This is a genomic window from Streptomyces sp. NPDC018029, from assembly GCF_044327655.1.
In the GTDB taxonomy this organism is placed as follows: Bacteria; Actinomycetota; Actinomycetes; order Streptomycetales; family Streptomycetaceae; genus Streptomyces.
This window is the reverse complement of sequence record NZ_JBIRFV010000005.1, coordinates 377,309-389,623: the sequence shown is the minus strand read 5'-3', so window position 1 is coordinate 389,623 and position 12,315 is coordinate 377,309. Positions and strand designations below refer to the sequence as shown.

12 protein-coding genes, 1 tRNA gene and 1 pseudogene are annotated in these 12,315 nt (G+C 69.0%); 9 read left to right on the top strand and 5 right to left on the bottom strand.

The annotated features are described in order from the left end of the window. Positions 1 to 286 precede the first annotated feature (286 nt). From ACH4D5_RS18035 to ACH4D5_RS18025, 3 genes are all read left to right on the top strand, one after another. Positions 287 to 362: transfer RNA gene (locus ACH4D5_RS18035), tRNA-Arg, on the top strand. Between the two features lie 314 nt (positions 363 to 676). Next, positions 677 to 1,105: a hypothetical protein gene (locus ACH4D5_RS18030; RefSeq protein ID WP_398303281.1), complete on the top strand. Its 429-nt coding sequence runs from the start codon at positions 677 to 679 to the stop codon at positions 1,103 to 1,105. Positions 1,106 to 1,218: 113 nt separating this feature from the next. After that, positions 1,219 to 2,565 carry a hypothetical protein gene (locus ACH4D5_RS18025; RefSeq protein WP_398303279.1) on the top strand — a complete coding sequence of 449 codons (1,347 nt, stop codon included), beginning with the start codon at positions 1,219 to 1,221 and terminating at the stop codon, positions 2,563 to 2,565. Positions 2,566 to 2,616: 51 nt separating this feature from the next. Here ACH4D5_RS18025 and ACH4D5_RS18020 read toward each other — a convergent pair. Next, positions 2,617 to 2,997, bottom strand: a pseudogene (locus ACH4D5_RS18020) (ATP-binding protein); the annotation flags it as partial. Positions 2,998 to 3,590: 593 nt separating this feature from the next. Between ACH4D5_RS18020 and ACH4D5_RS18015 the strand changes: the two are divergent. After that, a complete protein-coding gene (locus tag ACH4D5_RS18015; protein ID WP_398303277.1) occupies positions 3,591 to 4,691 on the top strand; it encodes a helix-turn-helix domain-containing protein in 1,101 nt (366 codons plus the stop codon). A gap of 14 nt (positions 4,692 to 4,705) precedes the next feature. After that, on the top strand, positions 4,706 to 5,374 hold the full coding sequence (locus tag ACH4D5_RS18010) for a YdcF family protein (RefSeq protein ID WP_398303275.1): 669 nt from the start codon (positions 4,706 to 4,708) through the stop codon (positions 5,372 to 5,374). A gap of 12 nt (positions 5,375 to 5,386) precedes the next feature. Here ACH4D5_RS18010 and ACH4D5_RS18005 read toward each other — a convergent pair whose 3' ends face one another. The 3 genes from ACH4D5_RS18005 to ACH4D5_RS17995 all read right to left on the bottom strand — a co-directional run bounded on the left by ACH4D5_RS18005 (position 5,387) and on the right by ACH4D5_RS17995 (position 7,515). Then, the gene (locus ACH4D5_RS18005) at positions 5,387 to 5,929 is read right to left on the bottom strand and encodes a sugar O-acetyltransferase (protein WP_398303273.1); all 543 of its coding nucleotides are present in this window, start codon (positions 5,927 to 5,929) and stop codon (positions 5,387 to 5,389) included. A 7-nt stretch (positions 5,930 to 5,936) separates the two neighbouring features. Next, positions 5,937 to 6,878, bottom strand: coding sequence for a LysR family transcriptional regulator (locus tag ACH4D5_RS18000; protein ID WP_398303271.1), 942 nt, complete (start codon positions 6,876 to 6,878; stop codon positions 5,937 to 5,939). A gap of 130 nt (positions 6,879 to 7,008) precedes the next feature. Continuing rightward, complete coding sequence (locus ACH4D5_RS17995) at positions 7,009 to 7,515, bottom strand: two-component system response regulator (protein WP_398303269.1); 507 nt, start codon at positions 7,513 to 7,515, stop codon at positions 7,009 to 7,011. Positions 7,516 to 7,754: 239 nt separating this feature from the next. On the opposite strand from ACH4D5_RS17995, the gene ACH4D5_RS17990 reads away from it, so the two are divergent. Together ACH4D5_RS17990 and ACH4D5_RS17985 are read left to right on the top strand one after the other, a co-directional pair. Beyond that, entirely contained in the window at positions 7,755 to 7,934 is a 180-nt protein-coding gene (locus ACH4D5_RS17990; RefSeq protein ID WP_398303268.1) for a hypothetical protein, read from the top strand. Positions 7,935 to 8,091: 157 nt separating this feature from the next. Beyond that, the gene (locus ACH4D5_RS17985) at positions 8,092 to 9,504 is read left to right on the top strand and encodes a cytochrome P450 (RefSeq protein WP_398303266.1); all 1,413 of its coding nucleotides are present in this window, start codon (positions 8,092 to 8,094) and stop codon (positions 9,502 to 9,504) included. A gap of 9 nt (positions 9,505 to 9,513) precedes the next feature. On the opposite strand, the gene ACH4D5_RS17980 is transcribed toward ACH4D5_RS17985, so the two are convergent. Continuing rightward, positions 9,514 to 10,014, bottom strand: a complete 501-nt coding sequence (locus ACH4D5_RS17980; RefSeq protein WP_398303264.1) for a PPOX class F420-dependent oxidoreductase — start codon at positions 10,012 to 10,014, stop codon at positions 9,514 to 9,516. 212 nt (positions 10,015 to 10,226) lie between these two features. Here ACH4D5_RS17980 and ACH4D5_RS17975 point away from each other — a divergent pair, with 212 nt between their 5' ends. Together ACH4D5_RS17975 and snpA are read left to right on the top strand one after the other, a co-directional pair. Further along, on the top strand, positions 10,227 to 11,462 hold the full coding sequence (locus ACH4D5_RS17975; RefSeq protein ID WP_398303262.1) for an MFS transporter: 1,236 nt from the start codon (positions 10,227 to 10,229) through the stop codon (positions 11,460 to 11,462). 167 nt (positions 11,463 to 11,629) lie between these two features. Next, positions 11,630 to 12,310 (top strand): snapalysin, encoded by a 681-nt coding sequence (snpA, locus tag ACH4D5_RS17970; protein ID WP_398303260.1) that lies wholly within the window; start codon positions 11,630 to 11,632, stop codon positions 12,308 to 12,310. Positions 12,311 to 12,315: the final 5 nt, after the last annotated feature.

The following is a 12,315-nucleotide window of genomic DNA, read 5'->3' as shown; positions in this document are numbered from 1 at the left end:
CGACGGAACGGACAAACCGAGCCCCTGTCCCGCGTGGGCCAAGACGGCTAACCAGCTCTCCCACAGAAAACCGCAGGTCGCACCCTTCAGAAGGCCTCACCCCCGTACTACACGCCTCCGCTCTGCCCCGATCCGCTACGCTGTTCACGTCAGCGGTCAGGTCGCGCACGATGTCCGCCCGGGAAACCGTCGCGAGCACCAGCGCTCCCCCCACTGACCAGAGGGCTTGTACGCCTCGGCTGAAGATCCACTCGCTGGGTTTTCTCCATGGTTTTCTCAAGTCCCCGCCTTCGTAGCTCAGGGGATAGAGCACCGCTCTCCTAAAGCGGGTGTCGCAGGTTCGAATCCTGCCGGGGGCACCAGGCCAGAACGGCTCAGGCCCAGGTCACGGATGGTGAATCCGGCCCTGGGCCTTCGTCGTATGCGCTTCGGCTACCCGGCTACACCGTCGGACAGTCTCGCTACCGAAGATCATCGTCCAAATGTCGGCCATGCTTTTGACCCTTCCCTAGTACCTAGTGGACGTCCCCACTCCGCGGCGGAATGGCGGTACGGCAAGGTTGGGCGTGGCTCACCTAGCGCCCGAGCCGCGATGCTCAGCCCATCGAGCGATTGTGGGCACTGCGCCGGCCCTGTACCTTCCCGCTCACCGATCGATGTAGCTCAGGGGGCGGGGATGACGGGATACAACCGCGCGGACAGTGAGTGGGAAGAGCTGGTACATGCCGGTCGTAACTTCCTGGTCGAGCGAGCGAAACTGGGCAAATTCACCTCGTATACCGAACTCAACGTGACTTTGGCCAGGCGAACGGGCTGTCGTCCATTCGACTTTGAACGTGCTGACCAAAGGGCCGCGATGGGGCATCTGCTCGGGCTGATCGTTGAACGAGACCAGGAGGTAGCGCCCTCAGACCCGCCCCTCATGCTCTCGGCCCTGGTGAATTACTTGGGTGCCAACGACGCTGGCTCCGGTTTCTATCAGTTGGCCAAAGAACTCCGGCTTCTACCCCAGAGCGCGTCGGCCGATGAGAAGCTCGACTTCTGGGCCACGCAAGTGAAACAGCTCTTCGAACGTCATGGAGCCGGTCCAGCGACTCCTGACTGAACGTCCGTCCCAGATATCTCGTGATGAGGCGGTCGCTCGGCCATCAGGGTGCGATCGGTGTCAGTGTCGTGACCTACAGTTCCCTGCACCACGCGACCGGCTCTGGGGGACTTATGGCTACTTGGCTGCTGAACTGCAACCCGAAGACGTTCAAGCTCGACGAATACCATGACGCAGGCGAGGTTCTGAACTCATGGACTATTGCCCGGTTCAGGGACGAGGTTGCGGCCGGTGACGAGTTCGTGTTGTGGGTCAGCGGTCCAAACGCGGGTATCGCGGCGTACGGTCACTTCACGGGCCCCGCAGAGTACGGGCAGGTAGATCCCGAGTACTGGACAACCGACCCTGGCCAGAAGCACTTCGTCCCCCTCGACGTCGACAAGTGGCTTGACCTGCGCATCCCGAAGGCGCAGCTTGCCGGAGACGCACGCATGGCCGAGGCGTCGATCCTTCGCCAGCCCTTCGCGGGCAACCCTCACCGCTTGTCCGACGACCAATGGCGGGCCATCCGTGAGGCCATCGACGCCGCGGAAAGCAGCGCCCCGGACTGGCACCTGAACCCCGGCGATACGATCCGGCGAACGGAACTGCACTCGCTCTACGGAGGAAGTTCTCAAGGCGAGATTTCACCTTCAGGAACGTCCGACAACATCCTCATCTTCACGGAGGCCGGCTCGGGCCACCAACGCGGCTACCTCGATACCTGGAACGAGGACGGGACCTTCCACTACACCGGCGAAGGCCGGACCGGTGACCAGAGGATGATCCGCGGGAACAAGGCCATCTTCGAACACCGCGATACCGGCAAACGCCTGCGCCTCTTCGAGGGAACCCGAGGAACGGTCCGCTACCTCGGCGAGTGGACTCTGGACCAAGAACAGGCCTACAGCTGGGCTGAGGCTCCAGAGACAGAGGGCGGTCCTCTGCGACAGATCATCCGCTTCCACCTCGTCCCGGTACGGACGTCGATCACTGCGCCAGAGGTGGAGGTCGGCCAAGACTACATAATCGTGGACGAAGAAGTCGCTCCTGCGCCGGCAGCTCCGAGTACTCCAGACCCCGATCTTGTCGGTCGCAATCTGTCGACGCACCGCAGGCTTCAGAACCGTCTGGCTCAGGAAGCGCAGGATCGCGGACTGATTGTGCTGTCTCCCAGCGCCACTGATCCCGATTTCGACCTTGCGTGGCGCGACGGTCGGGGCCGCCTCACTGTGTGCGAGGTCAAATCCTTGATGCGGGCCAACGAGACCCGGCAGCTCCGAGCTGGGCTCGGCCAGGTCCTGGACTACAAGGACCAGCTCACCGAACGCACCACCGATGTGGCAGCGGTTCTCTGGATTGAGCGCGAGCCCGCAGAGATCCGGTGGGTCAACCTCTGCCGGCAGGTGGGCGTCACCCTGGCCTGGCCCGGCCGGGAGGACGCGGTCTTCTCCCGCATCCACAATGGCGGCCAGATCTGAGAGGCAGATCCGCCGGCGGTCTCCACTCTCCACTTCCGGCCTTCCTCTCTCGACCTTGAAGCAGGACCAGACGATCTTCCCGAGTGGGGTGCGGTGCTGGACTCCCCAGTCGTCGGCGAGTGCAGTTACCAGGAGCAAGCCGCGTCCGGAGGTGTCGGTGTCGGCGACCTGGCGGGTCTCGGGGGGCTGGCTGCGGCTGTCGTGGACTTCTAGGCGTACGACTTCGTTGTCGGCGTCGAGCTTGACCAGGAAGCCGTGGCCGGGGGTGGTTCCGTGGAGCAGTGCGTTGGTGGCCAGCTCGGAGACGCAGAGTCGGATGTCCTCGACGCGGTCCGGCAGGCTCCAGTCGGCCAGGGTTTCTGTGGCGAACATCCGCGCCTTGTTGACCGCCTCGGGTCGGGCCTCGAAGAAACGCTGGGTCGTTTTGATCATCACGGTCCTCAAGACTCGGCGTCCAGGACGCGGGGGTGGGTGCCGGGACGGCGGTGACACGCGGGGGCGCTGTCGGGGAGGGGGTGGTGGGGGTTGCGGGCCAGTAGGAGTCCGAGCCGGTCGCTTCGATCCGGCGCCCGCGTTCAGTGGCTATGGCCCTCGGGCCCAGGTGCGACATGGCCGGGGCGAGTACGCCGTAGACGTCTGGCAGCGCGAGCACATGCAGCAATTCGGTGAATGCTGCTGAAGCAGGTACGGCAGCGTCGCGATCGGTGAAGACGCCGGACAGCTCCAGCTCGTGGCTGCGGCAGTACTCGGCGAGTGAGGTGGTCAGCGCGCGCTGCCGCGTCGGGGAGACCCCTACCAGCCAGAGGAAGCCGTAGACGACCGGGCCGCTGACCGGGCGGTGTTCCGTGAGGGGTTCCATGAAGGGTTCCATGCTGGAGACCGTCCAAGAGGCTCGACAAGTGGTGTCGTGTCGAGCTTGGCCGTCTTCCAACTGCGGTCCAAGCACCGGCCGTTCTACTTGCGTTCCACTTCCGCACTGCCGCCTTGCCGGTTCTGCTTCGATGGCTGGTGGAAGGGAGCGACACGTGGCGACCGTGCACCACTGGACCGGTCTGGAGGCCAAGGCGCTGCGGCTCGCCCTGCGACTGAGCGTGCGGGCCTTCGCCCAACAGCTCGGCCTGGCCGTCGCGACCGTCTCCAAGTGGGAGTCCAAGCTCGCCGGCACCGAGCCCAGACCCGACACCCAGGCCATCCTCGACACCGCCCTCGGCCGTGCGGACGCCTCCGTCCACCTGCGCTTCGAAACGCTCCTGTCCGAGATGGCCGACCCGCTGACCACCACCCGGGCCCGCGTCACCGCCGCCGGCCCCCGGGCCTGGGAGTACGAGTCCTGGGCCGATGACCTGGAGCGCGTAGTGGTCGCCCTGGCGCGGCAGGACTTCGCCTTCGCCGACAGCCTCTTGAACCGATGGCTCATCCGGTTCAAGGCCCCCGGGCTGGACGAGAAGGGCCTGTATCTGTTCGCCCGCTCCACCGCTCTGCTCGGGGACCTCAAGCGCGACCAGGGTGTCGTCCTGGGGCCACTGTCCGCCCAGCACTCCTATACCGGCGCCCGGGCCGTCTTCACGCGGCTCGGCATTCCTCGCCGCGTCGCCCAGCTCGACCTGTCCCTCGCGGTCGTCGCCGAGATGTCCGGCAAGCTGGAGAGCGCCGCCCTCAGCTACGAGACCCTCGCCGTGGACGAGCGGCTCTCCCGCCGCGACCGGGCCCGCGCGAGGTTGTGGGTGGGCACCGCGCTGAGCAAGGACGGCCGGCACGACTGTGCGACCCGCGTCATGCAGGCGGCGACGCGGGACTTCGTGTATCTGGCCGAACCGGACGATTGGGCGGTCGCCCACCAGAAGCTCGCCCTCGCCCGCCGCGGCGCCGGTGACCTCGACCAGGCTCTGCACTTCATCGGCATCGCCCGCAGCAGCGGTACGACCGACTCACCGATGCAACGCGTACGACTGGACACCGCTCACGGGCACATCCTGCTCTCCGACACGGCGACCCGGGATGATGGGCTCCTCGTCCTCGGTCAGGCCGCCACAGTGGCCACGCAGCACGGACTCGTGCACCAGCTGCGCAGCATCGAGGGCATCAGGGCCATGAGCGAGGGGGCGGCCGGCCCCCGGCAGAGGTGACCAGGGAGAAGCGCGTGAGCAACGACCGGCGGGCCATCACCGAGGACCAGTGGCGCGAGGCCAAACTGATCTGGGATTACCACCAGATGCACCACGAGCTGCGGCCCGTCGACGTCGCGATCGGGCTGGGCAGCCATGACCTCGGCGTCGCGACCCGCTCCGCCGAGCTGTACCGTTCCGGCCTCTTTCCCACTCTGGTCTTCACCGGCGGCAACAGCCCCACCACCTTGAAGGTGTTCCCACGCGGCGAGGCCGTGCACTTCCGCGAGCACGCCATCGAGCTCGGTGTCCCGGCCGAGGCGATCCTGCTGGAGCCCCATGCGAGGAACACCGGGCAGAACATCACCCTCTCGCGCGAGATCCTCGACGCCTCCGGGGTCCACCCGGTCACGGTGCTGTTGGTGTCCAAGCCCTATATGGAGAGGCGATCGTTCGCGACCGCCCGCGAACTGTGGCCCGACGTCGAGATCCTCTGCGCGTCGGAACCGCTGGACTTCGACGACTACCTGAAGAGCATCGGTGACGAGAAGCTCGTCCTGGACATGCTCGTCGGCGACCTCCAGCGGGTGATCGAGTATCCGAAACTCGGGTTCGCCATCGAGCAGGAGGTCCCGGAGGACGTTCACGCCGCGTACGAATCCCTCATCCGGGGCGGATTCACCAGCCGCCTCATCGGCTCTTGAGGAGACGGGCCCTCACCACTGGCGGCGCGGTGTCGCCTTTTCGCCTGTTATCAGGGTGGCCGGGGGGACGTCCTCCGTTACGACCGCTCCCGCGGCGATTACTGCGTCGCGGCCGATCGTGACGCCGGGGAGGATTGTGGCGCCGGCGCCGATCCAGGCGTTTTCTGCGATGTCGATGGGGGCGCCGGTCAGCCAGGTGCGGCGGGCGTCGGGGTCGACCGGGTGGCCGACCGTGATGAAGGTGGCCTTGGGGCCGATCATCACGCGTTCGGCGATGCGGATGCCGGCGTAGTCCAGGAACGTGCAGTTCTGATTGATGAAGACGCGTTCCGCGAGGTCCAGGTTGAGGCCGTGGTCCGTGTAGAAGGGCGGGTAGATCGTCGTTCTTGGTGGCAGGGGTTTGCCCAGGATCTGGCGGAACAGGGTCGCCTTGCCTGCCTCGTCCTCGAAGGGGAGGACGTTCAGGCGGGACGTCAGTTCGGTGGCCCGTAGGACCCGGTCGGCCATGGCCCGGAACTCGGGGCTGTGAATGCGCATCAGGTGGTTGGCGGGCATGGCGTGATCAGCCTTCTGGGAGGGGCAGGGCCCAGGACGGGCGCCAGGTCGGGGCGGGGAGGGCCGGGAGGGTGCCGAGGTGTGTCATGAGACCTCGGACGCCCGGGTGGGGGTTCGTGGTGGGGAGGAGCAGGGAGAGCGGGTACGCGAGCGTCGGGTTCGTGATCGGGATGCGGCGCAGGTCGTGGGTCGGCGGCCAGGTGTAGCGGTCGCGGGCGCCGACCAGCGTGGCCAGGTCGGCGGAGTCCGCCAGCGTGTCCAGGAGGACTTCGTCCCCGAAGTGCGGGCCCGCCGCGTCGACGCGCAGGTCGAACTCCGTGGCGAGCTGGTCGTAGAAGTCCGCCCATTCGCTTCCCCGCGCGATGCCCGGCACCCAGATCCGGTGCCCGCGCAGCTGTGGTGGCGTCAGGCTCCGTGCGGCGGCGAGCGGATGTCGTGGGCCGACGAGCAGTTCCAGCGGGGAGTCGAACGCGTGGATCATCCGTACGTCGGGCGGCAGGGCGTCCGGGTCGATGACCGTACGGAACGAGGCGTCGATGTCGCCCGCCGCGACGGCGGCGGCCGCCGTGCGCGGGTCGTCCGTGCGGAGGGTCACCACGTCGAGGTTGGTCCCGGGGCGCGAGCGCCAGTAGTCGTGCAGGATCACGGCCTGTGCGCTGCGCAGGCCGAGGACGTCCACCCGAAGGGCTCGGGAGCCCGGCCTGATGGCGGTGAGGGCGCGTTCCACGGCCGCGACGATGCTCCGGGCGTGGGGCAGGAACGCCTGGCCTTCGGGCGTCGGCTCCACCCCTCTGGCGGTACGGGTGAAGAGACGGACCGCGAGTTCGCGCTCCAACGCCGCGATCCGCTTGGAGACGGCCTGCTGCGTCACGCCCAGCTCGTCGGCCGCGTGCTGCAGCCGTCCGAGCTCGGCCGCCCGGACGAAGGTTCGCAGTGCCTCGGTGTCCACGTGGTTCACCCTAGGCACGTACAACCCGTCGTTGTGGCTCGCCGAGCGCCGGTTGGGCCGGGCGCCGGTTGGGCCGAGCGCTGGTTCCCCCCCGGGGGGTGCTTTTCAGTACGGAGGCGGGCGGTGTCGTTCAGGCTTCCGGTCCGCGGGTCCAGGAGCGGCGGCGTTCGGAGTGGCCGTCGGTCGACGGCTTGGTGGTGCCGGCCTTCAGCTGGGCCCGGAGTTCGTCTATCTCCCGCTGCATCGACTTCAGCTGCCCGTACGTCTCGAAGAGGTAGCGGACCTTGGTACGCAGCGTCAGGGGGTCGATGGGCTTGAGGGCCACGTCGGCCACGCCCAGGTGGAACGCCGCGGCGGCCGTCTCGCGGCTCACGTCGAAGCCGGTCAGCAGGATGATGGGGATGGAACGCGTCTGCTCCAGACGGCGTACGTAGCGCGCGACGTCGAGGCCGCTCACGCCCGGCATGCGCACGTCGAGCAGGATGAGCCCCACGTTGCCCCGCAGGATCACCCGGAGCGCGTCGTCGCCGTTCGAGACGCTCACCAGCGGATAGCCGAGAGGGCCCAACGCGCTCTCCAGCGCGAACAGGGTGTCCTTGTGGTCGTCGACGACCAGGATCACGGAGTTGGTCAGCATGGACTGAGGCCCCCCTATGTCAGTAACCACGCTATGCCGACCCCGAGTTGTGTATCCCGTGTGTCTGCACACGGGCAATACCTAAGTTCATAGCCGCAGTATCAGCAGCAACAGAGGAAAAAGCGCCCCCTTCGGTCGCAGCGGCCGTTCGGATGATTTGGGGCTTGAGGGGATTGCTTCCCGCCACATTGCGGGGAAGCCCGTAATGTCCCCTTTCACACCTCTCAGAGAGGCAACACATGCGTATCCGCACTGCTGTCGCTGCCACTGCTCTTGCCGCCTTCGCCGTCCTGGGTGGCGCGGGAGCCGCCGCCGCCAACGAGGACGACGGCGACTACGGCATCGGCAACGACCACAACCTGGTCACCAGCGTCGTCGAGAACGCCGAGACCGAGTTCGGCGACCTGGTGATGGACTAGGGCTTGCCCCAGTCATGACCCAGGGCCCCCTCCGGCGTGAGAGCCGGGTGGGGGCCCTGTCGCGTCCCCGTCCCGCCCGGACCTGGCCGGAAACGTGCGGGCGTCGTGCCTCCGCCGTTCGTTGCCCTGAGGGCAGCCGCGTCGAGGAGGTACCGCCATGCGCATTCCTGGGCCCGAGTGGTCCGATGACGGTGGGGCCGGGGCCATCACGGCCGCCGGAGGGCTGCACCTCTATCAACTGTGGCTGCACGCCGAGTACGGACCCGTGGTGCGGTTTCAGCTGCCGGGCGTGGGGGCCGCCGTGTCCGTCGCCGATCCGGTGCTGCTGGAGGCCACCGCCCGGATCGACGAGCGACCCGCACCGTTGTTCGAGTTTCTGACGCCCCTGTGCGAGGCCGGGAACCTTCAAGTCATCGGGGCGGAGGAGCACGGGCCCTGGCGGCGCGTGCTGTTGGAGGTGTTCGCCGGGCGGCCCTCCCACGAGCGGCACTTCGGGGAGTTCGTCTCGCTGGTGGAGGGGCTCGCCGACCAGTGGGCGGCAGGGGCGGTGGGGGCGGCGGGGGTGACGCGCGGTGCGTCGACCGTTGCGTTGCAGAAGGATCTGACCGGGCTGTCGTTGCGGATGATCTGTGCGTACGCGCTGGGGGTGGGCGGCACCGGTGAAGGCCCCGGTGGAGGTGCCGGTGGAGGGCTGGTCGTCGACCCGGAGAAGGTCGTGGGCGCGTTCGAGGACGTGCTCACCGAGCACCTCGGGCGGATCTACCGCGTCGCCGGGGACGAGCATGAGGAGAGCGCGGCGCGGGCCGACCGCGCGCTGGCGTATCTGCGTGAGACGGTCGATCGCGTCGTCGCCGCGCATCGGGAGGGCGGTGGACGGCCGACCCCGAGCACCCTGGATGACAAAAGCGACCGCAGCGACCTGATCCGCGCCCTCATCGACTCCGGCACAGCCCCCGCCCGCATCCGCGACACCGTCATGGTGACCCTGCTGGCCGCCCACCACACCACCGGAGTCGCCGTCTCCTGGACGCTGTACCTGCTGGGGCGCCACCCGGAGGTCGCCGAGCGCGTCGCCGGGGAGCTGGGCCGTGTCCTCGGTGACCGGTCCGCGCCCGACTACGCCGACCTGCGGCGGCTCACGTATCTGGACATGGTCCTGAAGGAGGCGATGCGGCTCTATCCGCCCGGGCCGTACGGGGCCCGGGAGACGACGGAGGCGCTGCGTCTGGGCGCGTACGAGATCCCGGCCGGGACCACCCTCTTCTACCCCTTCTGGGCCGTGCACATGAACCCGGACCACTGGCCCGAGCCCGAGAGGTTCGATCCCGGGCGGTTCGCCCCGGAGGCGGTGGCGAAGCGGGCCCGGCTGGCCTACATCCCGTTCGGGATCGGGCCGCGCAGCTGCGAGGGGGCCGGGCTCGCCATGGTCGAGGCCGAGCTGATCCTCGCCGTCCTGCTCAAGCGGTTCCGCTTCCGGCTCGCTCCGGGGCACGAGGTGACGCCCGTCGAGCGGTTCGTGCTGTGGGCCGCCGACGACATCCGCATGACCGTGACCCCGCGAGGCCGCTGACGAGCCGGCTCAGCCGAGCCGCTCGCCGTACACGTGGTCGACCGTCATCGTCATGAGCACCCGGCGGTCGGCCACCATCGTCGCGCGGTACTCGTCCCAGTCGGGGTGCTCTCCGGCCGCGACGCGGTAGTAGCGCACCAGCGCCTCCACCTCGGGCCCGTCGGGGTCGGTGCCCGGGCCCGTGAGGGTCGCCGTGCCCTCGGCGGTGGCCCACGAGCGGCCGTCGGGTCCGGTGACCTCCAGCGTGGCCCGCGGGTCCCTGCGCAGGTTCGCCGTCTTCGCCCGGCCCTCCGTCATCGATACGTGGAGGACTCCCGCCTCCCTGTCGTAGAAGGGCATGACGGGCGAGAGCTGCGGGCGGCCGTCCGCCTTGATCGTGGCGAGTACGCCGAGCCGCGACTCGGCGAGCAGCTCACGCGGGTCGAAGGCGGGGACAGTGGCGGACGCAGGTGCGGTGGCGGTGGCGGTGGCGGGTGCGGTGGCAGTGGCGGGTGCGGGGGTCTCGGGCATGGTGGGCCTCCCAGGGGAGCGTGGTGACGTGACAGGGCGCACGCACGGCACCGAAGTGCCGCATCAACAGCAATTCATCGCCCCCGCCGCTAATTCCCGTACACGCCCCGCCCTTTGATCAGCCGTCACCGGCCCCCGCCAGGCCTCGGCGACACCCCCACCACCTAAGCTGCCCGCCGGGCCAGCCGCACCACCACGGGACCGGGGGAACCATGACCACCACCCAGACCACCCCCACCCCCACACCCAGTCCCACGCCCTCTCCTCTCCGCCTCCCCGCCTTCCGCCGCTTCGTCCTCGCGCAGCTCGTCTCCGCCGCCGGCTCCGCGATGGCCCCGCTCGCCCTCGCGTACGCGGTGATCGGCGCGGGCGGCGGGGCCGGGGCGCTCGGTCTCGTGCTGGCCACCAACACCGTGCCGACCGTGGTCTTCCTGCTCGTCGGCGGTGTCCTCGCCGACCGTCTTTCGCGCAGTCGGCTGCTGTTCCTCGGCAATCTCCTCGCCGCGGCCGCGCAGGGCGTCCTCGCCCTCGTCGTGGGCACCGGGCACGCGAGCACCGGGGCGATCGCCGCCTGTGGCTTCGTCTCGGGGGTCGCGGTGGCGTTCACCACGCCCGCCGCGCAGGGCGTGGTGACCCAGCTCGTCGCGCCGGACCAGCTGCAGCGGGCCAACGCCCTGCTGCGGCTGCCCACCAACGCCGTCAAGGTGGTCGGTCCGGTGGCCGGCGGGCTCGTCGTCGCGGTGAGCGGGTCGGCCTGGGCGCTCGGCTTCGACGCGGTCACGTTCGCCGTCGCCGCGCTGCTGCTGCTCGGGCTGCGGCTCGGCGCGCCCATCCCGCAGAACAGCGCGCTCGCCGATCTGCGGGAGGGCTGGTCGGGCTTCTGGTCGCGGACCTGGCTGTGGACGTACACGGCCGCCGGGACGGTGCTCGTCGCCGCCTGGCTGGCGGGCTATCAGCTGCTCGGGCCCGTCGTGGTCGAGCAGGAGTACGAGGGGGCGCGCACCTGGGGGTTCGTCCAGGGCGCGTTCTCGCTGGGGCTCCTCGCTGGGGCCGTGGTGTGTCTGCGGTGGAGGCCAGAGCGGCTGCTCACCGTCGCCGTCGGGGCCAGTGCGGGGCTCGCGCTGCCGCTGGCGGGGCTCGCGTTCGGGCTGCCGCTGCCCTGGCTGCTGCTCTCCGCCGTGCTCGCGGGCGTCGCCCTCGACGTCGCGGGCGTGACCTGGGTGACGGCGTTCCAGCAGCACGTTCCGGGCGCGGAGTTGGGCCGGATGAGCTCCTTCAACCAGGTCGGCGAGCGGCTCGCGATCCCGCTCGGCTATCTCGTCGTCGCGCTCGTCTCGCCCGTTTTCGCCGGGCGGTCCGTGCTCCTGGTCTGTACGGGGATCATCGTCGCCGCCACGCTCCTCAACCTGTGCGTACGGGACGTCCACCGCATCAGGCGCGTGAGATAGCGAAGCCCGTACAAGCGACGAACGCGCGATACAAACCGCCGGTCCGGTCGGTTGATGCTTTCGCGCTATCACCGAATGGCATCGGTCCGAACGCGCCCGCGCTCCCGATACTCGTCCCGACCGGAGGCCGCACCCGCAGGCCTCCATCCCGGAAGGGACACACCCCCATGAACAGATCCAGAACCGGTCTCCTCGCCACCCTCGGCGCCGCCGCCCTCGTGGCCTCCCTCGCCGCCGCCCCCACGGCCCTCGCGGCTCCCGCCCCCGAGACGGTCAAGCCCACCTCCGCGTACTCCCTCTCCACGTACGCCGGTTCGGCCGAGGACCAGGCCGCCAACCGCCAGTTCTTCGAGGCCGTCATGAAGTCGGCGCTGAAGAGGCAGGCGGCGGAGCCGGGCATCCAGGCCGTCACCGTCCGGTACAGCACGAGCCGGGCGCCGAGCTTCCGCAGCCAGATAGCCCAGAGCACCCGGATATGGAACTCCTCGGTCAGCAACGTGCAGTTGCAGGAGACCACGTCGGGCGCCGACTTCGAGTACCGCGAGGGCAATGACTCGCGCGGCTCGTACGCCTACACCGACGGGCGCGGGCATGGCTACATCTTCCTGGACTACCGGCAGAACCAGCAGTACAACTCCACGCGCGTGACGTCCCACGAGACGGGTCACGTGCTCGGTCTGCCGGACAACTACCGGGGTCCGTGCAGCGAGCTGATGTCCGGCGGCGGACCCGGCCCGTCCTGCACCAACGCGACTCCGAACGCCACGGAGCGCCAGCGTGTCAACTCCCTGTGGGCGCGCGGGATCGCGGCCCTCCAGGAGAAGGGGAACCTGACGAAGGTCCGCTGACCCCG